This window comes from Amycolatopsis sp. NPDC006125 (assembly GCF_040614195.1).
GTDB classification, from domain to species: Bacteria; Actinomycetota; Actinomycetes; order Mycobacteriales; family Pseudonocardiaceae; genus Amycolatopsis_E; species Amycolatopsis_E tucumanensis.
On the sequence record NZ_JBEXTZ010000062.1, the window covers coordinates 1 to 19,166 of the forward strand.

At 71.8% G+C, this 19,166-nt stretch carries 20 protein-coding genes; 14 read left to right on the forward strand and 6 right to left on the reverse strand.

The features are described from left to right. Together ABZ193_RS27540 and ABZ193_RS27545 are read right to left on the reverse strand one after the other, a co-directional pair. The coding region (locus ABZ193_RS27540; protein ID WP_354712052.1) for a TetR family transcriptional regulator at positions 1-128 on the reverse strand (128 nt) is incomplete at its 3' end. 41 nt (positions 129-169) lie between these two features. Beyond that, positions 170-637 (reverse strand): Lrp/AsnC family transcriptional regulator, encoded by a 468-nt coding sequence (locus tag ABZ193_RS27545; RefSeq protein WP_354712004.1) that lies wholly within the window; start codon positions 635-637, stop codon positions 170-172. Between the two features lie 156 nt (positions 638-793). On the opposite strand from ABZ193_RS27545, the gene ABZ193_RS27550 reads away from it, so the two are divergent. Both ABZ193_RS27550 and ABZ193_RS27555 read left to right on the forward strand, forming a co-directional pair. Continuing rightward, entirely contained in the window at positions 794-4,243 is a 3,450-nt protein-coding gene (locus ABZ193_RS27550; protein WP_354712005.1) for an indolepyruvate ferredoxin oxidoreductase family protein, read from the forward strand. A gap of 213 nt (positions 4,244-4,456) precedes the next feature. Beyond that, positions 4,457-5,101, forward strand: a complete 645-nt coding sequence (locus tag ABZ193_RS27555) for a nitroreductase family protein (protein WP_354712053.1) — start codon at positions 4,457-4,459, stop codon at positions 5,099-5,101. Between the two features lie 7 nt (positions 5,102-5,108). Here the strand turns inward: ABZ193_RS27555 and ABZ193_RS27560 are convergent, their stop codons facing one another. Next, the gene (locus ABZ193_RS27560) at positions 5,109-6,152 is read right to left on the reverse strand and encodes a helix-turn-helix domain-containing protein (RefSeq protein ID WP_354712006.1); all 1,044 of its coding nucleotides are present in this window, start codon (positions 6,150-6,152) and stop codon (positions 5,109-5,111) included. A 169-nt stretch (positions 6,153-6,321) separates the two neighbouring features. Between ABZ193_RS27560 and ABZ193_RS27565 the strand changes: the two genes are divergently transcribed. Genes ABZ193_RS27565 through ABZ193_RS27595 form a run of 7 tightly spaced genes read left to right on the forward strand, consistent with a single transcriptional unit; the run spans position 6,322 to position 12,777 of the window. Beyond that, positions 6,322-6,765 carry a cupin domain-containing protein gene (locus ABZ193_RS27565; protein ID WP_020417246.1) on the forward strand — a complete coding sequence of 148 codons (444 nt, stop codon included), beginning with the start codon at positions 6,322-6,324 and terminating at the stop codon, positions 6,763-6,765. A 26-nt stretch (positions 6,766-6,791) separates the two neighbouring features. Then, entirely contained in the window at positions 6,792-8,387 is a 1,596-nt protein-coding gene (locus ABZ193_RS27570; RefSeq protein WP_354712007.1) for an FAD-dependent monooxygenase, read from the forward strand. A 25-nt stretch (positions 8,388-8,412) separates the two neighbouring features. Continuing rightward, positions 8,413-8,823 (forward strand): RidA family protein, encoded by a 411-nt coding sequence (locus tag ABZ193_RS27575; protein WP_354712008.1) that lies wholly within the window; start codon positions 8,413-8,415, stop codon positions 8,821-8,823. 5 nt (positions 8,824-8,828) lie between these two features. Beyond that, positions 8,829-10,163 carry an MFS transporter gene (locus ABZ193_RS27580; protein ID WP_354712009.1) on the forward strand — a complete coding sequence of 445 codons (1,335 nt, stop codon included), beginning with the start codon at positions 8,829-8,831 and terminating at the stop codon, positions 10,161-10,163. Between the two features lie 28 nt (positions 10,164-10,191). Further along, on the forward strand, positions 10,192-11,226 hold the full coding sequence (locus ABZ193_RS27585) for an NAD(P)-dependent alcohol dehydrogenase (RefSeq protein WP_020417242.1): 1,035 nt from the start codon (positions 10,192-10,194) through the stop codon (positions 11,224-11,226). Then, complete coding sequence (locus ABZ193_RS27590; RefSeq protein ID WP_354712011.1) at positions 11,223-12,080, forward strand: alpha/beta hydrolase; 858 nt, start codon at positions 11,223-11,225, stop codon at positions 12,078-12,080. Before ABZ193_RS27585 ends, ABZ193_RS27590 begins: the two co-directional genes overlap by 4 nt. A 13-nt stretch (positions 12,081-12,093) precedes the next feature. After that, positions 12,094-12,777 carry a fumarylacetoacetate hydrolase family protein gene (locus ABZ193_RS27595; protein WP_354712012.1) on the forward strand — a complete coding sequence of 228 codons (684 nt, stop codon included), beginning with the start codon at positions 12,094-12,096 and terminating at the stop codon, positions 12,775-12,777. 5 nt (positions 12,778-12,782) lie between these two features. Here the strand turns inward: ABZ193_RS27595 and ABZ193_RS27600 are convergent, their stop codons facing one another. After that, entirely contained in the window at positions 12,783-13,346 is a 564-nt protein-coding gene (locus tag ABZ193_RS27600) for a TetR/AcrR family transcriptional regulator (RefSeq protein WP_354712013.1), read from the reverse strand. A gap of 55 nt (positions 13,347-13,401) precedes the next feature. Between ABZ193_RS27600 and ABZ193_RS27605 the strand changes: the two genes are divergently transcribed. Continuing rightward, positions 13,402-14,886 carry an FAD-dependent monooxygenase gene (locus ABZ193_RS27605; RefSeq protein WP_354712015.1) on the forward strand — a complete coding sequence of 495 codons (1,485 nt, stop codon included), beginning with the start codon at positions 13,402-13,404 and terminating at the stop codon, positions 14,884-14,886. Here the strand turns inward: ABZ193_RS27605 and ABZ193_RS27610 are convergent. Then, the gene (locus tag ABZ193_RS27610) at positions 14,883-15,455 is read right to left on the reverse strand and encodes a TetR/AcrR family transcriptional regulator (RefSeq protein ID WP_354712016.1); all 573 of its coding nucleotides are present in this window, start codon (positions 15,453-15,455) and stop codon (positions 14,883-14,885) included. The two genes, ABZ193_RS27605 and ABZ193_RS27610, sit on opposite strands and share 4 nt — an antisense overlap. Before the next feature lie 79 nt (positions 15,456-15,534). Here ABZ193_RS27610 and ABZ193_RS27615 point away from each other — a divergent pair, with 79 nt between their 5' ends. The 3 genes from ABZ193_RS27615 (at position 15,535) to ABZ193_RS27625 (ending at position 17,919) form a co-directional block, all read left to right on the forward strand. Further along, the gene (locus ABZ193_RS27615; RefSeq protein ID WP_354712017.1) at positions 15,535-16,260 is read left to right on the forward strand and encodes an SDR family oxidoreductase; all 726 of its coding nucleotides are present in this window, start codon (positions 15,535-15,537) and stop codon (positions 16,258-16,260) included. A 193-nt stretch (positions 16,261-16,453) separates the two neighbouring features. After that, a complete protein-coding gene (locus ABZ193_RS27620; RefSeq protein WP_027935754.1) occupies positions 16,454-17,110 on the forward strand; it encodes a DUF1326 domain-containing protein in 657 nt (218 codons plus the stop codon). Further along, positions 17,107-17,919 carry a DUF2182 domain-containing protein gene (locus ABZ193_RS27625; RefSeq protein ID WP_354712019.1) on the forward strand — a complete coding sequence of 271 codons (813 nt, stop codon included), beginning with the start codon at positions 17,107-17,109 and terminating at the stop codon, positions 17,917-17,919. Before ABZ193_RS27620 ends, ABZ193_RS27625 begins: the two co-directional genes overlap by 4 nt. Here ABZ193_RS27625 and ABZ193_RS27630 read toward each other — a convergent pair. Beyond that, positions 17,846-18,424: a hypothetical protein gene (locus ABZ193_RS27630; RefSeq protein WP_354712020.1), complete on the reverse strand. Its 579-nt coding sequence runs from the start codon at positions 18,422-18,424 to the stop codon at positions 17,846-17,848. The genes ABZ193_RS27625 and ABZ193_RS27630 overlap by 74 nt on opposite strands. 198 nt (positions 18,425-18,622) lie before the next feature. On the opposite strand from ABZ193_RS27630, the gene ABZ193_RS27635 reads away from it, so the two are divergent. Next, the gene (locus ABZ193_RS27635; protein WP_354712022.1) at positions 18,623-18,961 is read left to right on the forward strand and encodes an aldo/keto reductase; all 339 of its coding nucleotides are present in this window, start codon (positions 18,623-18,625) and stop codon (positions 18,959-18,961) included. The last annotated feature ends 205 nt before the right edge of the window (positions 18,962-19,166 follow it).

Sequence of the window (19,166 nt, forward strand, 5' to 3'; positions counted from 1 at the left end):
TGCCGGTACAGCGTCGCGCGGGTCACCTTGGCCTCGGCGACGATCCGGTCGATGCCGACCGAGTGCAGCCCCTCCGCGTAGAAGAGCCGGCTGGCTGTCCCGAGCAGCCGGGAACGTGCTTCCGACACCTGTCACCTGCCTTCCGATCACCCCGAGTGTACGGGTCCGGTCAGGGCGTACTGCCCGGCCATTGCTGGCCCCGTGTCCAGGAATCCAGCACGATGAGCGTTTTCGTGCTGGTGATGCGGTGGCTGCGGCGCAGTTCGTCGATCGTGCGCTGCAGGTGTTGCATGTCGCGCACCCGCAGCCACACCAGCGCGTCCGGGTCGCCGGCGATGGTGAACACGGCCTGCGCCTCGGGCATCCGCGTGGTGGTCTGCACGATCTCGTCGACGTTGGTGGTGCCGAAGAAGCGGAGCTGGGTGAAGGCCTCGATGCCCCAGCCGAGTTTGGCGTGGTCGATCTGCACGGTGAAACCGGTGATGACCCCGGCCTCCTGCAACCGATCGACGCGCCGCTTCACCGCGGCCGTGGACAGCGTGACGCGGGAGGCGATGTCGGACAGCGTCCGGCGGGCGTCCTCCCGCAGCAGCGTCAGGATCTCCCGGTCGGTCGCGTCGATCAGCTCGTCGGCCATGACGGGGGATCGTACGCAACAGATGCGAGCCGGAACACTCCGATCGCGAGAATTTTTTGCGTGCTCGGTGGCACCGGCCTGTTCGTTGTTGCGCGGCACCGCTGGCGTTGGCTGAAGTGATCCACGTCCCAACCGGCGTGACGCGAAAGGCCCGGCATGACGACCTTCACCCTGGATGAGCGGTACGTGCGCGAGACGGGAACGGTCTACCTGACCGGTGTGCAGGCTCTGGTGCGCGTGGTGCTGGACCGCATTCGGCAGGACCGGCGGGCAGGGCGGGACACGGCGGCGTTCGTATCCGGTTACGAGGGTTCGCCCCTGGCCGGGTTCGACCTGGAGCTGGCGCGGCACGGGAAGCTGCTGGACGAGCACGCGGTGGTGCACCGGCCCGGCCTCAACGAGGAACTGGCGGCGACCTCGGTGATGGGCAGCCAGCTGGCCGCGGGTCTGGGCTCGCTGCGCACGGACGGCGTCACCGGCTTCTGGTACGGCAAGGCCCCGGGACTGGACCGGGCCACGGACGCGTTGCGGCACGCCAACCTCGCCGGAACCCACCCGCGCGGCGGCGCGGTCGCGCTCGTCGGGGACGATCCGAACGCGAAGTCGTCGTCGGTGCCATGCGCCTCCGAGCACGCGCTGGCCGACCTGGCGATGCCCGTGTTCTTCCCGGCGGATTCCCAGGACGTCCTGGACCACGGTCGGCACGCGGTGGAGCTGTCCCGGGCCAGTGGGCTGTGGACGGCGATGAAGATCGTCGCCAACGTCGCCGACGCGGCAGGCACCGCCGTGGTCGACCCGTCGTGGACGGCGCCGGTGCTGCCCGAGGGCGCCTACGGCCACCGCCCGAGCAGCCGGCTGCTCGGGCCGGAGCTCGCGACGCTGGAGCACAGCCTGCACCGGGTGCGGCTGCCGCTCGCGCTGGAGTACCTGCGGGCCAGTGGCGTCAACCGGATCGTGCGGTCCGGGCCGGGCGACCGGATCGGGATCGTCACGGCCGGCAAGTCCTATCTGGACCTGCGGCAGGCGTTGCGCGCGCTCGGGCTCGCCGAGGACGCGCTCGCCCGCTTCGGTGTCCGCATCCTCAAGCTCGGCGTGATCCACCCCGTCGAACCCGGCATCATCACCGAGTTCGCGCAGGGCCTCGACGAGATCGTGGTGGTGGAGGAGAAGCGCGCGCTCATCGAACCTGCGGTCAAGGAGATCCTCTACGGTCGCACCGGCGCGCCACGCGTGCACGGCAAGACCGGGCCTGACGGCCGGGTGCTGTTCACCGAGCTGGGCGAGCTGGATCCGGACGTCATCGCCAAGGGACTCGCGCGCCTGCTCGGCGACATCGAGCCGGTGCGCGCGTGGCAAGGGCGGCGCAGGCGGGAGCGGATCGCGGTGCCGCTGCTGGCCCGCACGCCCTACTTCTGCTCGGGCTGCCCGCACAACTCCTCCACCAAGGTGCCCGAGGGCACCCTCGTGGGTGGCGGGATCGGCTGCCACACCATGGCGTTGTTCATGGAACCCGGCCAGGTCGGGGACGTCATCGGCATCACGCAGATGGGCGGCGAGGGCGCCCAGTGGATCGGCATGGCCCCGTTCGTCGAGGCCCGCCACCTGGTGCAGAACATCGGCGACGGCACGTTCACCCATTCCGGCAGCCTCGCCGTGCGGGCGGCGGTCGCGGCCGGCGTGAACGTCACGTTCAAGCTGCTGCACAACTCGGCGGTGGCGATGACCGGCGGCCAGGACGCGGTCGGGGCGCTGCCGGTGCACAAGCTCGCCGAACTGCTCCTCGTCGAGGGCGCGGCGAAGGTCGTGGTCACCTCCGACCAGCCGCGCCGGTTGCGGCGGCTGCGGTTCCCCCGCGGGGTCGAGGTCCGGTCCCGCGACGATCTGCTGCGCACCCAGGAGGAACTGGCCGCGATCCCGGGCGTCACGGTGCTGATCCACGACCAGGAGTGCGCCGCGGAGAAGCGCCGGAAGCGGCGGCGCGGCAAGCAGGAAACCCCGGCCACCAAGGTGTTCATCAACGAACGCGTTTGCGAGGGCTGCGGCGACTGCGGCGTCAAGTCCAACTGCCTGTCCGTGCAGCCGGTGAACACCGAATTCGGCCGCAAGACCCGCATCCACCAGTCCTCGTGCAACGTGGACTACTCCTGCCTCGACGGCGACTGCCCGTCCTTCCTCACCGTCGTGCCCGGAGAAGGGAAGCGCCGCAAGCAGATCGCGTCGCTGGAGGCGTCCGAGCTGCCGGAACCGCGGAACGCGGAAGGCGATGTCGCCGTGCGCATCACCGGGATCGGCGGCACCGGCGTGGTGACCGTGGCGCAGATCCTGGCCACCGCAGCCGTTCTCGACGGCAGGCACGTGCGCACCCTCGACCAGACCGGCCTGGCGCAGAAGGGCGGCGCCGTCGTCTCCGACGTCAAGATCACCACGGAACCGGTGGAGCAGGCGCCCAAGCTCGCCGCGGGGGAGTGCGACCTGTACCTGGCGTGCGACCCGCTCGTGGCGGCCGATCCGGCGCACCTGACCGTGGCCGACCGGGACCGCACGGTCGCCGTGGTGTCCACTTCGGAGATCCCGACCGGACGGATGATCATCGACACCGCGGTGTCCTTCCCCGAGCAGTCCAGCATCCGGTCCGTCCTGGACGGCGCGACAGCTCGCGGGCACTACCTGGACGCCCGCGCGGCGGCCGAGGCGCTGTTCGGCGACGACCAGTTCGCCAACCTCCTCCAGCTCGGCGCGGCCTACCAGACCGGCGCGCTCAACGTGAGCGCCGCGGCCATCGAGCAAGCGATCGAAATCAACGGCACCGCGGTCGCGGCCAATCTGCAGGCGTTCCGCCGTGGCCGCCAGCTCGTGGCCGACCCGGACGCCCTGGCCGGCGAACTGGCCCCGGCGCCGGCGGCACCCGGGGCCACAGCCGACCCTGCGGCCGTGCGACGGGTGCGGTCGCTGGTGCGGGCCGAGGGCGGGGAGCTGGCGCGGCTGCTCGACGTGCGGATCCCGGACCTGATCGCCTACCAGGACGAGGACTACGCCCGCGCCTACGCCGAATTCGTCGAGCAGGTGCGCAGCCGGGCCGGTGACGGCGCGGTCACCCAAGCCGTGGCACGCAACCTCTACAAGCTCATGGCCTACAAGGACGAGTACGAGGTCGCCCGGCTCTCCCTCGACCCGGCGCTGCGGGCGGAGATCGAAGCCGAGTTCGGTCCCGGCGCCCGCTACGCCCACCGGTTCCACCCGCCGGTGCTGCGTGCGCTCGGCCTGAACCGCAACATCGCGCTCGGCCCCTGGGCGCAGCCGGTGCTGCGGCTGCTGCGCGCGGGGCGGCGCCTGCGCGGCACCCGGTTCGACCTGTTCGGCTACGCCCGGGTGCGGCGCGTGGAGCGGCAGCTGATCAGCGAATACCGCGATGCGATCAGCAAGGCCCTCCGCGTCGCCGAGGCGAACGAGCCGTCGCTGCTCGAACTCGCCGAACTCCCCGACGTGGTGCGCGGCTACGAGGACATCAAGCTCGCCAACGTCGCCGTGTACCGGCAGCGCCAGGCGGAGCTGGCCGAGGCGCTGGACGTCTCGGCGAGCGGTCGCACGGCGCAGCACAGTGCCTGACGCGGATTCAGCTGCGGCCTACCCGGTCGGCTTGCGTGCTGCGTGGTCGATGAGGGTCGCGGCGGCGGCGCGGGCGTGGCGGCCGTAGCCGGCGTCGTTCAGGATCATCGCGCGGATCGCGCCCCCGTCCGCGAGCGTGACGAGCTGATCGGCGAGTAGCTCGCCCTGCCCGACACCGCCCCGCCCGCTGAGCTCGCGGGGTACGCCGCGCAGCTGACTCGCTGCCCCCGCGCGACGCGGGCGTTCCGCCCGGCGCCGGTTCCGGAGACGACGCTCCAGGACGTGTTTTCCTTGGCGGCAGCCGCACCGTCGAACTCCAATGCGCAGCCGTGGCAGGTCGAGGTGGTGAGCGGCGCGCGGCGCGACGCCCTCGCGGACGCGCTGGTGGCCGCGCACCGGGCCGGCCGGATTTCGGTCGACTTCCCCTACAGCGAGGACATCTACACGCCCGTGCACCAGCGACGCCGTGCCGCCTTCGGCGTGGCGCTCTACGGCGCGCTCGGCATCGGCCCGGATGAGCGCGACAAGCGCGCCGCATACGACGCCGAGAGCCTGCGGTTCTACGGCGCCCCGCACGTCGCGATGCTGTTCGCGCCGGACACGGCGGAGGCCCGGCTGGCCGCCGACGTCGGCATGTACGGGCAGACCCTGCTGCTCGCGCTGACCGCCCACGGGGTGGCGAGCTGTCCGCAGGGCCTGCTGAGCTTCTACGCGGACACCGTCCGGGAGGTCCTCGGCATCAGCGGCGGGAAGCTGCTGTTCGGCATCTCGTTCGGCTACGCCGACACCGAAGCGCCCGTCAACGCGATCACGGTGGAGCGCGAGCACCTGTCCGTCACCACGCGGTTCCACCGCTGAGCGCGGCTCATCCCAGCCGGTAGCGGCGGAGCCGCTGGTAGAGCGTGCCCCGGGAGATGCCGAGGCGGGCCGCCGCCTCGGACTTGTTGCCCCCGCACTCGGCGAGGGTGTCCGTGATGACCCGGATCTCGGCCCGCTCCAGCGGTCCGTAGGCCGCGGTCTCCCGGCCGGCTGCCGTCCCGCCCGGTGCGGAGCCGCGCGCAAGCACCAGCACGACGCCGTCCTCTAGCCGGCCCGGGGTGACCGGGTACAGGCGCGCGCGGAGGCCGTGCGCGAGCGCGATCTCGCTCGCGGACGGGCCCGCCTCCAGCACCGCCGCCCACAGGGCCGGCCGGTCCAGGCCCAGTTCGGCGGCCTCGTCCTCGACGATCATCGTCTGGCGGTCGAGTGTGACCACCGGCCCGGCTGAGGCGGACCGGAAGGACAGGTGCGCGTCGAGCATCCGCCGCTGCCGGGAGGTCGCCGCCTCGCCCAGCGCGGTCGTGATCCCGTCGACCAGTGCCCGGACCGCGACCAGCAGCAGGTGGTTGGCGTCGTCGGCGTGGCACGCCACGTTCACCATGCCCGCGACGCGCCGGGTGATCGGGTGGACCACCGGTGCGGCGACGCAGGCCCACGGGTGCCACGGTTGCTTGTAGTGCTCGGCGCCGATCACGATCGAGGGGCGGCGGGTGGTCGCGGCGACCCCGATCCCGTTGGTCCCGGCGCTCTGCTCGGCGACCTGCGAGCCGGGCTCGAACTCGATCCGGTCCAGAGCCCGGGTGAGGGTCCGCTCGGACTCCCAGCGCCAGGTCAGGAACCCGTCGGGGTCGGCGAGGGCGAGCGAGGTGTCGCTGCCGGTCAGCAGGTCGGCCATGCCCAGCAGCACCGGTGCCGCGACGCGGACGAACGGGGACTGCACGTCGATCTCGCCGTGCGCCAGGTCCAGCCGGTCCGGGTCGACCCCGTTGCTCCGGGATCGCCGCCACGACGCGACGATCTCCTGCCGGATCCGGGCCTGCGCACCGGACTGGAAGCTTTCCCAAGCCAGCCGGGTTTCCACCGACCTCATCGCGCCTCCTCCTCAGCGCCCGCGAGAACACCGTCCGCCGATTATGGCTGGGACGGTCCGGAAAACGCCTTTCGCTGTGCAAATTTTGGACAGCCACCTCGACCCGGGCAGGGCCCGCGGCGCACCGTTCTCCCATCGTCACAGCCACTGATCGAGGAGGACGGGCCACATGGAGTTCAAGGTCGAATGGGACGGTGACGTCACCCTGGTGCACCCGGAGCGGGAGCAGCGCGCCAAGCAGGACGTCAACGCGCTCTTCGGGGTGAACGGGGTGACCACGCCGTCGAAGCACCTGTCGCTCCTGGTGACCTCGCTGGGGCCGGGGGAGAAGTCGAACGTCCACTACCACCTCGAGCACGAGTCGGCGCTCTACGGCCTGCGGGGCAGCGTGCACTTCTTCTGGGGCGCCGAACTCGAACACGACCTGATCGTGGGCGTCGGCGACTTCCTGTACATCCCGCCGTTCTGCCCCCACGTGTCCTACAACCGGAGCCTGACCGGGGACGCGGCGTTCGTCACCGCCCGCACCGACGCGTTCGAGCAGGAGCGTGTCGTGTTGTTGCCCGAGCTGGAGGACGACCGGTGCAAGCCCCGGGTGTCCTACGTCGACTGACCCTCTTTCCGGAAAGGACGGTCTTGATGATCGAGGTACCTGTGCTCGTCGTCGGCGGGGGACCGGTCGGGATGAGCCTCGCGCTGCTGCTCGACCGGTTCGGGGTGGAGAGCCTGCTCGTCGAGCGACGGCCGGCCACGACCACGCACCCGAAGGCCCGGGGATGCCATCCGCGGACGATGGAGCTGTTCCGCATCTGGGGGATCGAGGACCGGGTGCGCCGCGCGGGGCTGCCGCAGGAGTCGGACGTGGCGTGCTGGTGTGAAAGCCTGAACGGGCCGTTGGTGGCTTACACCGAGCCCGCGCCGAGCCCGCACACCCCGGCGCCGCGCTCGATCGTGCCCCAGGACGCGGTGGAGGAGGCACTGGACGACGCGCTGTCCGCCCGGCCGCTGGCGCAGGTGCGCCGGTCCACCGAACTCGTGTCGCTGGCCCAGGACGCCGACGGTGTGACGGCGCGGGTGCGGCGGACCTCCGACGGCGAGGAGTTCGACGTCCGGGCGCGGTACCTCGTCGGGTGCGACGGCGCGAACAGCCGGGTGCGCGAGACCGTCGGCATCGCGATGGACGGCCCGGAAACCCTGGCGCTCATGGCGAACCACTACTACCGCGCCGACCTCGGGCACCTGCCGCACGTCCGCAGCGCGATCGGGTTCCTGGTGCGGCCGCGCGACCGCAGCCGGCCCGACGTGAACGTCCTGGCCACCGGTCCGGACGGGGACCGGTGGCTGGCGGTGCAGAAGCTGCGGGAGGGCGAGGAGCCGCTGTCCGAGGAGCGCCTCATCCAGGACGTGCGGGTGCAGTGGGAGATGCCCGACCTGAAGGTCGAGCGCATCAACGTGATGACCTGGCGGATGAGCGCCCAGGTCGCGCAACGGTTCCGTGCGGGCAGGGTGTTCCTCGCCGGGGATGCCGCGCACCGGTTCCCCACCGCGGGAGGCAACGGGCTGAACTCCGGCGTCCAGGACGTGCACAACCTGGCGTGGAAGCTCGCGATGGTGCTGGCCGGGCGGGCCGATGACGTCCTGCTCGACACCTACGAATCCGAGCGCCGCCCGGTCGCGCAGTCCAACACCGACTTCGCTGTGCGCAACCAGACGCGGATCGACGAGATGGACGAGGCGTTCCGCCGCCGCGAGGAGGAGCCGCAGCGCTGGCGCGACCTGCTCGTCGACCAGAACAAGCAGCTGCACAGCGACGGCCACACGCTGGGCTACATCTACACCCGCGGCGCCGTCGTCGACGACGGTTCCCCGGTGCCGCCGTACGACTCGCAGTACTACTGGCCGACCGACCGGCCCGGCGCGCGGTTCCCGCACTTCTGGCTCGACGTCGAGAAGACCGAGTCGAGCATCGACTGGTTCGACACCGAGTTCGTGCTCGTCTGCGGGCCGGACGCCGACGTCTGGGAGCGGGCCGGACAGGAGCTGGCGGCCTCGGCTGTCGTCCCGCTGCGGGTCAAGCGGCTGCCGCACCTGCTCGGGCCCCTGTCGATCGGCCGGGAGGGCGCGGCGCTCGTGCGTCCCGACGGGCACGTGGCCTGGCGCGCCCGCCAGGCGGGGGAGGGGTCCGAGCTGGCGGCCGCGCTCGGCCGGGTCCTCGCCGGCGGCACCCTCGCCTGACCGACCTCGAAGGAGAAGAGACACCATGACCATCACGCCGAGTTATGCGAACCCGCCCGGGGTCGGGGCGCCGTTCAGCGCGTACTCCCACGTGGCGCGCGCGGGCGAGCTGGTGTTCGTCGCCGGCCAGTGCGGGATCGTCGAGGACGGTTCCGTGGCCGGTTCCGACGTGCGGACCCAGACGATCCGCGCCTATGACAACGTGCGCACCGTGCTCGAATCGCAGGGCGCCACCCTCCGGGACGTCGTGCGGTTCGTCAGCTACCTCACGTCACGGGATCACGTCGCCGAGTTCTACGCGGCCCGCGAAGAGTACTTCGCCGAGCACTACCCGCAGGGGCAGTACCCGCCGAACACCCTGCTGATCGTCGCCGGACTGGTGCGGGCGGAGCTGCTGGTCGAGATCGACGCGACCGCGTTCCGGCCGGAGGGGTGAGGGCGATGTCCGTGCGGGATTCCATCGACCGGTCGGGTCTGAGCCGGTTCCAGATCAGGGTCATCGCGATCTGTCTCGTGATCAACCTCGTCGACGGGTTCGACGTCCTCGTGATGTCCTTCGCGGCTCCGGGCGTGGCAGGAGAGTGGGGACTCACCGATTCCCGGGTGGGAGTGCTGCTCAGCAGCGGTCTGGTGGGGATGGCGCTCGGGTCGGCCGTGCTCGCCCCACTGGCCGACCGGATCGGCAGGCGGCCGCTCACGCTGGTCTGCCTGGCCTTGTGCACCGCCGGGATGGCATTGGCCGCGCTCAGCACCGGGTTCGAGGTGCTCGCGGCCTGCCGCGTCCTGACGGGCCTGGGCATCGGCGGCATGGTGGCGAGCCTGCCCGTGGTCATCACCGAATACGCGCCGCAGCGGCTGCGCGGCACGATGATCGCCCTGTACGGGATGGGATTGCCCCTCGGCGGTGTGCTCGGTGGTGCGGTCGCGAAGCTCGTGGTCGCCGAGTACGGCTGGCGCGCCACCTTCCTCGTGGGCGCCGTGCTGACCCTGCTCATGGTGTTCGTGGTGGCCGCCGCGATGCCGGAATCACTGGACCACCTGATCAGCCGCCGTCCCCGCGGGGCGCTGGAGAAGGTCAACCGGCTCCTGGAGCGGATGCGGTTGCCCGCGGTGGACGCCCTGCCCGATCCGGAGCCCGGCGAACGCCGGGTGCGGGTGGCGACGTTGCTGACCCGGGACGCGGTGCGCACCGTCCTGTTGTGGATCGCCTACTTCGTGATGATGGCGGGCTTCTACTTCGCCGCGAGCTGGACGCCGCTGCTGCTGCAGCACAGCGGGTCCTCGGCCCAGCAGGGCATGAACGCCGGGCTTCTGCTCAACCTCGGCGGGATCGCGGGCACGCTGCTGTTCGGCTTGCTCGCCCTCGAGGTGCGGTTGCGCGGGCTGACGATCGCCTGTTTCCTCGCGGCGGGACTGTCCTACCTGGCGATGAGCTTGTTCCTCGAGTCCGCCGTCGCCGCGTTGATCGCCGCGGTCGCGGTCGGCATGTTCATCAACGCCAGCGGCAACGGGCTCAACGCCATCGCGCCCGGGCTCTACGCCCCGGCGGTGCGCGCGACCGGCGTCGGCTGGGCTATGGCCTTCGGACGCATCGGGGCCCTGACGGCACCGGTCCTGGCCGGGCTGCTCCTCGACAACTCCTGGTCGCCCCGGTCGCTGTTCGGGCTTCTCGTCGTGCCTCTGGTGGCGGCCGCCGTCGCGGTCCTCGTGATCACCGTGCCCCGGCGGACGGCGCGGACGACCACAGCCGCCGAAACACCTGCTCCGCTCGCCTGAGTCAGACGTTCTTGCAAGGAGGAAGAGCATGAAAGCCGTGCGCCTGCACGACTACCACAAGCAGCCGATCGTCGAGGAGGTGCCGGAGCCGGTCCTGACTGGACCGCTGGACGTGATCGTGCGGATCGGGGGCGCCGGCGTGTGCCGGACGGACCTGCACATCATCGAAGGGCAGTGGGCTGAGGCGATGGGACCGCGGCTGCCCTACACCTTGGGGCACGAGAACGCGGGCTGGGTGCACGCGGTCGGTGGCGGGGTCAGCAATGTCGAGGTCGGGGACGCGGTGATCCTGCACCCGCAGCCCTCGTGCGGGCTGTGCCTGGCTTGCCGGGAGGGCCGGGACATGGCCTGCGCCGCGGCCGCGTTCCCCGGGGTGTCCGACCACGACGGCGGTATGGCCGAGTACCTGCGCACGACCGCGCGGGCGTGCGTCAAGCTCGACCCCGCCACCGACCCGGCCGACGTCGCCGCGCTGGCCGACGCCGGCCTCACCGCCTACCACGCGGTGCGCAAGGCGGTTCCGCTGCTGCCGCCCGGCAGCACGGCCGTCGTCCAGGGGGCCGGCGGGCTGGGTCACATCGGCATCCAGGTCCTCGCCGCCCTGACGGCGACGAAGATCGTCGTGGTCGACCGGGACCCGGCCGCGCTCGCGCTCGCCGCCCGCCTCGGCGCGGACACGACGGTGCGGGCCGACGGCAACCAGGTGAGCGCGGTCCTGGACGTCACGGGCGGGCGCGGCGCCGAGGTCGTGTTCGACTTCGTCGCCGAGCAGGGCGCGGAGAACGACGCCTGGGACATGACCGCGGCGGGCGGTTCCCTGTTCGTCGTCGGCTACGGCGGGGAACTGCGGATCCCGACGGTGGCGGCCGTGGCGGCCGAGAAGAACGTGGTGGGCAACATGGTCGGGACCTACCGCGACCTGGTCGAGCTGATGGTGCTCGCGGAGAGCGGGAAGGTGAACCTGCACACCCGCCGCTACCCGCTCGACGCGGCCGCCGAGGCGCTCGACGATCTGGCGCTGAACCGGATCAGGGGGCGCGCGATCCTGGTTCCGCAGGCATGACGGAGCCCGGTGGCGAGCCGGCCGATCCCCGGTTGGCGCGGCCACATCCGGTGCGGGTGCTCGACGGCGCGGTGTCCTACCTCGACCTCCGGTATGCCACGGTGACCGGCTGGCGTCCGCTGACCCTGGACCTGCACCTGCCCCGGAATCCGGACGGTCCGGTGCCCGTGGTGGTCTACGCGCACGGTGGCGGTTTCGTCGGCGGCGGCAAGGAAATGGGACCGTGGGCGACGCTGCCCGCACGCGGGATCGCGGTCGCTTCGGTCGGTTACCGGCTGGCCGGCGAGGTCGCCCACCCCGGCCCGGTCGAGGACGTGCTGGAGGCGATCCGCTGGGTGCGGGACCGGGGTGGCGAGTACGGGCTGGACCCCGGCCGCATCGCCGGGTGGGGGAGCTCGGCGGGGGCGTACCTGGTGGCCCGCGCCGCGTTCTCCGACGACGTGCCGCTGTCCGCGCTGGTGTTGCACTATCCGGTCACGGATTTCGGGTTGTTGCTGTCGGAGGCGTCCACAGGAGAGGAACGGGAGGCCCTGGCGAAAGTGGTTCGCACGTTCCTCGGCGTTCCGGCCGGGCTTCGCGAGGATCAGCTCGCCGCGGTTTCGGTGGTGACCGCCGCGCGCCGGGCCGGCTACCGGCCGCCCGTCCACCTCAGCCACGGCTCCGGCGACCGGCGGTGCGGCCTCACCCAAAGCCGTCGATTGCACGAGGTGGTCCTGGCGGCGGGCGGCCGGTCCGAACTACTCGTCGTGCCCGGGGCCGATCACGCCGACGCGGTGTTCGCGACGCCGGCTGTCGTCGATCCCGCCGTCGAGTTCCTGCGTGCCGCGTGGGCGCGACACGATCCGTTGGACTGAGGGGAAAAACCACATGCGCATCGGAAACCTGCGCGGGCCCGAGGACCTGGGCGCACCGGTGCCGCGGCCGCGCCAGGTCTTCGCCGTCGGCCTGAACTACGCGGAGCACGCGGCGGAGACGGGTTTGCGTGCCGGCGGGGTGCCGTCGGTGTTCACGAAGTTCGCCGACTCGCTGACCGGGCCGCACGGCCGCATCGTGCTCAGCGGGCCGTCCGTGGACTGGGAGGTGGAACTCGTCGTCGTCATGGCACGGGAAGCGCGGAACGTCGCGGAGGCGGACGCTTGGGATTATGTCGCCGGGCTCACCGTGGGACAGGATTTCAGCGACCGTGACGTGCAGATGAGCGGGGCGCCACCGCAGTTCTCGCTCGGCAAGAGCTTCCCCGGCTTCGGCCCGCTCGGTCCCGCGGTGGTGACCCCCGACGAGCTCACGACACCGTTGCGGCTGCGGTGCTGGGTCAACGACGAACTCGTCCAGGACGGTCACACCGGGCAGATGATCCTCCCGGTGGGCGCGCTGATCGAACGGATCTCGGCGGTGTGCACGCTGCACCCCGGCGACCTCGTCTTCACCGGCACACCGGCCGGGGTGGGCATGGGACGGACCCCGCCGAGGTACCTCGCCCCCGGCGACGTCGTCCGCACCCGCATCGACGGCATCGGGGAGATGAGGCACGTCTTCGTCCAGGAGGCGTGAAGCCGTCACAGGCCGATGAGGGGGAGGAAGATCGTGTCGACGATCTCCTCCAGGACGTGGTCGGGCACGGGGGCGAAGGTCACCAGGATTTCGTGGCGCAGCAGATCGAAGGGGAGCGACTTGATGCGCTCGCTCAACCGGTCCGCGGTGATCTCCCCGCGGCTGACGGCGCGCTCGAACAGGACGTCCGTGGCCTTCTCGTGCCGCGCGGTGAGCACGTCGCCGGGGCTGGTGCCGGTCTCCTGGTAGTAGGAGGACAGGTGCGCGTTCATCACGGTGATCAGCCGGGCGCGCGTGGTGTTGATCTCGCGCATCAGGGTGAGGACGTCCTCCCGCAGGCTCCCGGTGTCGGGGACGTCCACCCGCGCCCGCTCCAGGGCGTGCGCGATCGCCGCCCGGACGAGCGCGTCGCGGTCGGGCCAGCGGCGGTAGAGCACGGGCGGGCTGGTGCCGGCGCGCCGGACCACGGCGTCCATGGTGAATCCGGCATAGCCAACGGCCGTGAGTTCTTCCCACGCCGCATCGAGGAGCGCCTTCTCCAGTGCCGCTCCACGCCGTCGTCCGGCCATTCGCACCTCCATTAGATAGACTCGTCTATCTTAGCGGGTGAGCGGAAGGACGAACATGGACTACGACGTGCTCGTGGTGGGCGCCGGGCCGGTCGGCCTGATGCTGGCCACGGAACTGGGACTGGCGGGGATCCGGGTCGCAGTGGTCGAACGGCGCTCCGAGCCGGACACCGCGCCCAAGGCCGGGGGGATCAACACGGCCTCCGCGGAGATCTTCGAGCGCCGCGGGCTGCTCCCGGCGATCGAAGCGGCGCGCGGACCGCTGCCGTTCCAGGGGGAGCGGAAGCGGGCGATCTTCGCCGGGCACTTCGGCGGGATCCAGGTCCCGGCGGCCGCGGTCGACGAGCAGGAGCCGCTCCTGCGCGGGCGCGGACCCGGCTGGTACCTCCCGGTCGAGCAGGTCGAGGTGGAACGGGTCCTCGGCCGGCGCGCGGCGGAGCTGGGCGCCGAGATCCGGCGCGGCGCCGAAGTGACCGGATTCGACGCGGACGACGACGGTGTCACCGTCCACCTGCGCGTGGGCGGCGACCTGCGCGCGGCGTGGCTCGTCGGCTGCGACGGCGGCCGCAGCCTGGTCCGGCGCCAGGCTGGCTTCGACTTCCCCGGCACGGACCCGACGATCACGGTCCGCCAGGCGACCGGCACCGTGCACGGGGCGGAGCTGCTGGGCCAGGGGTGGCAGTACACGACCGCGGGACTCTACGTCTACGGCCCGAGGCCGGGCTGGATCCGCACCGTCGAGCTGGACGGACCACCGGCGGACCGGGAAGCCCCGGTCACCGCGTCCGAAATGGACGCCAGCCTGCGCCGGGTCAGCGGGCTCGACGTGCACGTGACCGACGTCGTCGACGGCGGCACCCGCTTCACCGACCACGCGCGGCAGGCGAGCACCTACCGGCGTGGCCGCGTCCTGCTGTGCGGGGACGCCGCCCACGTCCACTCGCCGTTCAGCGGCCAGGGCCTGAACCTGGGGCTCGGCGACGCGGTCAACCTGGGGTGGAAGCTCGCCGCCACCGTGCGGGGCTGGGCGCCGGCGGGGCTGCTCGACACCTACGTCAGCGAACGCCACCCGATCGGTGCCGACGTGCTCGACTGGACGCGCGCGCAGGTGGCCGCGATGCGCGGTGATGCCTACAGCCGCGCGCTGCGGGCCGTGGTCGCCGATTTCCTCGGCACCCGGGACGGCGCGACGCTCTACGCGAAGCGGATCTCCGGTCTCGGGCAACGCTACGACCTGGGGGACGGCCACCCGCTGGTCGGCGCGCTGATGCCGAAGCTCCAGCTGGACGACGGCAGCCGGCTGGCCGACCACGCCCGCGGGGGACAGGCTCTGCTGGCCGACTTCGCCGGGAACGACGAGCTCGCCGTCCTGGCGAAGGCGTATGGGACGCGTCTGGAGCTGGTGCGGGGCAGCGCGGAGGGCAGCGGCCTGCGCGGTTTGCTGGTGCGTCCGGACGGTTTCGTGGCGTGGGCGTCGGATGCGGGCGACACCGCCGGCCTGGAAGTCGCGCTGACCCGGTGGCTGGGTGTTCCGGGCTAGGTGAAGACGCCCGCGGTGGCGACCCGGACTCGCTTGCGTGCGGCCTGCTCGTCGTCACCGAAGCGGTCGACGCCCCAGGACAGCGTGACGACCAGCTCGTACAGCTCCTCCGCGGTGACGCTCTCGACGGCGTCGCCGGCGGACTTCGCCGCGTCGAGGAGTTCGCGGGTCCGGTCGAGCAGGGGGTTGCACGCGTGGGTCATCGGTGAGCCCGGGTCGTTGTGCGCGGTGGCGACGCAGGAGGGCAGGTCGTGCCAGATGCGCAGCTGCCAGGTCAGCCGCGCGAGCCATTCGGCGAGCGCCTCGCGCGGGGAGGCGGTGCGGGCCAGTTCGCCGGATTCGGCCACGGCCTCCTCGATGCTGGTCTGCATGACGGCGGCGAGCAGGTCGTCCCGCGTCGGGAAGTTCCGGTAGAGCGTGGCGTTGCCCACTCCCGCTTTCAGGGCGATGCCGTCGAGCGAGGCGAGGACGCCCTCGGTTTCGAACGTCTCACGTGCCGCGAGCAGGATCGCGTCGCGGTTTCGCCGGGCGTCGGCCCGCAGCGGCCGCGCCTTCGCGCTGTCAGCCATGACATCCCTCCTTGCGGAAGTGGGGACTGTCCCCGCATACTGAATTCGGGGACACTCCCCACTTGATGAAGGAGTATAGGTGAACCAGTCACTCCAGGGCCGGACCGTGCTCGTGACGGGCGCGAACGGCGGCCTCGGCGAACAGTTCGTGGCCCAGGCGCTCGAACGCGGCGCGAGCAAGGTCTACGCCGCGGCGCGCAAGCCGAAGAGCTGGAACGATTCTCGCGTCCAGCCGCTGGCCCTCGACATCACCGACGCCGGCGCCGTGGCTCGCGCCGTCACGTCCGCCCCCGACGTCGACCTGGTGATCAACAACGCCGGGATCGCGCCGGAGGGCGACTCCATCGCCGGGCCGGAGGACGAGCTGCGCCGGATCTTCGAGACGAACTTCTTCGGCACGCTCCGCGTCGCGAACGCCTTCGCGCCGGTGCTCGGCGCGAACGGCGGCGGAACCCTGCTGAACATCCTGTCCGCGGCGTCCTGGTTCAGCATCCCGACCGGCTACGCGGCCTCGAAGGCGGCGATGTGGTCGGCGACCAACGCGCTCCGGGTGCAGCTGCGCGGGCAGGGCACCCACGTGATCGGCCTGCTGGTGGGCATGATCGACACACCGATGACGACCGGGTGGGACGTCCCGAAGGTCACCGCCGCGAGCGTCGTCGCCCAGGCCTACGACGGCGTCGCCGACGGTGCGCTCGAGGTACTGGCCGACGAGCCGACGCGCGAGCTGAAGTCCCGGCTGAGCACGAAGGCCGAGGAGTTCTACCCCTGGATGGATGCGCAGCTGGCAGAGCTGGTGTCCTGACTCCGGGTCCAGAGTGGACGACCGCCGGGACTGGTGGCGCCACCAGCCCGGCGGCCACCGCCGGGCCCGAGCTCGCGTGCCAAGAACAGTCGATCCGTCGCGTGCCCGCGCGAATGGTTTTCGCCTGCCGGCGTTGCTTGTTCGACCGACAAGCGGGAGGGACACTGGGCTGATTCCCGAAGGGAGGGTGGCGATGACCGGTTCTTCCGTGCAGCCGTGGCGCTTGCGGGGAGTGTGGTTCGACGCGTGCAAGTGCGCGATCCCGTGCCCGTGTTCCTTCGCCCAGCCGCCGACCTACGGTGATTGCGACGGTGTTCTCCTCTGGCACGTGCGTGAGGGGCGGTACGGCGAGTCCCGATTGGACGGGTTGAACGTCGTGATGCTGGCGTCCTTCGTGGGCAACGTGTGGGGCGATCACAGCGACGCCTACGGCGCGGTGTTCCTGGACGAGCGAGCCGACGAGGCGCAGCGCGGCGCCCTGCAGATGATCTTCGGCGGCCAGGCGGGCGGCTGGCCCGCCCGGTTCACCGAGATGTTCGGGGGTGAGATGCGCGGCATGGAGTTCGCGGCCATCGACGCCTCGATCGCCGAGGACTACTCCGGCTGGAGCGTCAGCATCCCCGGCAAGGCGACCGCGCGGGTCGAGGCGCTGACCGGGCCCACCAGCGAGCCGGGCGCGCGGGTGGAGGTCCACAACCTGCCCGGTGCCGAGGTGGGCCCGGGGCAACCGCCCGCGGTGTGGGGCCGGGTCACCGGGGAGTCCGCCGACGCGTTCGGTTTCCGCTGGGAGCGCAGCGGCAACTCCAGCAAACTCATCCCGTTCGAGTGGAGCGGACCGGACGCGGCATGACCCCGCGGCCGGGCCGGGATGTCGCTTCGCACGCGGCTTCGGTGCGGCGGTGGTCGCGAACCGAGGCCGCGCTGGTGGTCGTGCTGCTGGTGCTCGCCGCACTGGCCTGGGTGCTGACGAGCAGGCTCGCGACCGCGGACATGCGCATGGGGGTCCTGACCGGCGGGCCCGCGATGGACGACATGGCCGGCGCGATGCGGCCGTGGCCAGGGGAAGCGGCGCTGTTCCTCGGCGTGTGGGTCGTGATGATGGCGGCGATGATGCTGCCGAGCGTCGTGCCGTTCAGCCTGGGCATGCGCCGCCTGCTGCGCAGCCGGGGACTGCGTGGCCACGGCCTGTTCGCCGGCTACTTCCTCGTGTGGGCGGTGGCGGGGATCGGGGCGTTCGCGTTCGTGCAGGGCCTGGAGCGGGCCGTGACCGGGCCCAGCGTCACCGCCGTGCGGGCCGGGGGAGTGGTGCTGCTGGTCGCCGGGGTGTACCAGCTGACCCCGTTGAAGCGCGTGTGCCTGCGGCACTGCCGGTCGCCGATGGCGCTGCTGCTCGAACACAGCGAGACGGCGGTGCGCGGCCGGTTCGGTGTCCTGCGGGTGGGGGTGAGCCACGGCGGGTACTGCCTGGGCTGCTGCTGGGCGCTGATGGCGGTGCTGCTGGCCGCGGGGATGATGAACCTGGTCTGGATGGCCGTGTTCGCGGCCGTCGTCGCCCTGGAAAAGGTCACCCGCCACGGCGAACTGATCAGCCGCGTGGTCGGCGGCCTGCTCCTCGCCACGGCGATCGTCCTCCTGGCACAGCCGGCCCTGCTGGCCTAGGAGTGGCGGGCTCCGCCCTCCGGGATCGGGTGGCCGCCCGGCTGGCGAGGAGTTTGAGCCGGCCTTCGGACGCGGTGCCGGGTTCGGCCGTGTAGGTGATCAGGTCGTGCACGGCCCGGCCGGGCAGCGGCAGGTCGAGGGACTGGAAGGTCAGGTCCAGGTGGCCGACTTCGGGGTGCCGGAGCCGGTTGGTGCCGTCGTGGCGGATTAGGACGCCGGGGTCGAGGAAGATGTAGCGGGCGATGTTGGTGCGGCCGCGCTGGTCGGCGGTGGCGCTGTCGAACATCGGCGCGAGCAGGGCACGGGCCAGGGGATTGGCGGCGACGGCGTCCGTGCGGCCGTTGCGCACGAACGCCGAGGACATCGTCATGGAGTCGAGCAGCCACTGGACCCGGGGCGGAATCTCGACGTCCCGGCGCCGCGACGAGCGGGCCAGGTCGAACAGGTAGGCAACCGGCTGAGCGAGTCCGGTCTGCGCGAGATCGTGGAGAAGGCGCAGTCGCACGGGTTCACGCTGTGGGACACCGCGGTGGTGTGTACGGCATGGGCCATCCGGAGACGGTCCTCGCCCGCGCGCTGAAGGGCTATGACCGCGGCGAGTGCCAGCTGTCCACGAAGTTCACCCCGCAGATCGCCGGCGTCGGCGGCGAGCCGGTCGCGGACATGCTGGAGCAGAGCCTCGACCGGCTGGGGCACCGACCAGGTGGACCTGTACTGGATCCACAACCCGGCCGACGTGGCCCGGTGGACGCCGCTGCTGGAAAGCGGCCGGATCAGGCACGTCGGCGTCTCCAACCACAACCTGGCCGAGATCGCCCTGGCCGACGGGATCCTCGGCGAGGCCGGCTTCCGCGTGGAGGCGGTCCAGAACCACTACAGCCTCACCTACCGGAGCTCCGAGCGCGTGGGCATCATCGGCCACTGCCGCGAGCACGACGTGCGGTTCTTCTCCTACATGGTCCTTGAGCAGGGGGCGATGACCGGCAGGTACAGCCCGGCGAACCCGTGTGCAACGGCATCCTGCCGCAGCTGCGGGCGCTGACGGACAGGATGACGGCGATCGGTGCGGACCGGGGCGTCTCCGCCGCCGACATCGCCACCGCTTGGGCCATCGCCAAGCGGACCACCCCGATCATCGGGGTCACGTAGGCGGCTCACCTCGACGGGTGGTCCAGGCGCAGCGCTGGCGGACGCCGCGGACGTCGACACGCGCGGCAGCCGGGAGCACGCCATGTGGCAGCGGGTGC

What these genes read in the sequence shown, in the direction of transcription:
- ABZ193_RS27565 (WP_020417246.1), top strand. Translation starts at nt 6,322, where the DNA reads ATGGAGTTCAAGGTCGAATGGGACGGTGACGTCACCCTGGTGCACCCG.
- ABZ193_RS27620 (WP_027935754.1), top strand. Translation starts at nt 16,454, where the DNA reads ATGACCGGTTCTTCCGTGCAGCCGTGGCGCTTGCGGGGAGTGTGGTTC.
- ABZ193_RS27625 (WP_354712019.1), top strand. Translation starts at nt 17,107, where the DNA reads ATGACCCCGCGGCCGGGCCGGGATGTCGCTTCGCACGCGGCTTCGGTG.
- ABZ193_RS27580 (WP_354712009.1), top strand. Translation starts at nt 8,829, where the DNA reads ATGTCCGTGCGGGATTCCATCGACCGGTCGGGTCTGAGCCGGTTCCAG.
- ABZ193_RS27610 (WP_354712016.1), bottom strand. Translation starts at nt 15,455, where the DNA reads ATGGCTGACAGCGCGAAGGCGCGGCCGCTGCGGGCCGACGCCCGGCGA.
- ABZ193_RS27560 (WP_354712006.1), bottom strand. Translation starts at nt 6,152, where the DNA reads ATGAGGTCGGTGGAAACCCGGCTGGCTTGGGAAAGCTTCCAGTCCGGT.
- ABZ193_RS27600 (WP_354712013.1), bottom strand. Translation starts at nt 13,346, where the DNA reads ATGGCCGGACGACGGCGTGGAGCGGCACTGGAGAAGGCGCTCCTCGAT.
- ABZ193_RS27550 (WP_354712005.1), top strand. Translation starts at nt 794, where the DNA reads ATGACGACCTTCACCCTGGATGAGCGGTACGTGCGCGAGACGGGAACG.
- ABZ193_RS27595 (WP_354712012.1), top strand. Translation starts at nt 12,094, where the DNA reads ATGCGCATCGGAAACCTGCGCGGGCCCGAGGACCTGGGCGCACCGGTG.
- ABZ193_RS27590 (WP_354712011.1), top strand. Translation starts at nt 11,223, where the DNA reads ATGACGGAGCCCGGTGGCGAGCCGGCCGATCCCCGGTTGGCGCGGCCA.
- ABZ193_RS27545 (WP_354712004.1), bottom strand. Translation starts at nt 637, where the DNA reads ATGGCCGACGAGCTGATCGACGCGACCGACCGGGAGATCCTGACGCTG.
- ABZ193_RS27605 (WP_354712015.1), top strand. Translation starts at nt 13,402, where the DNA reads ATGGACTACGACGTGCTCGTGGTGGGCGCCGGGCCGGTCGGCCTGATG.
- ABZ193_RS27585 (WP_020417242.1), top strand. Translation starts at nt 10,192, where the DNA reads ATGAAAGCCGTGCGCCTGCACGACTACCACAAGCAGCCGATCGTCGAG.
- ABZ193_RS27570 (WP_354712007.1), top strand. Translation starts at nt 6,792, where the DNA reads ATGATCGAGGTACCTGTGCTCGTCGTCGGCGGGGGACCGGTCGGGATG.
- ABZ193_RS27575 (WP_354712008.1), top strand. Translation starts at nt 8,413, where the DNA reads ATGACCATCACGCCGAGTTATGCGAACCCGCCCGGGGTCGGGGCGCCG.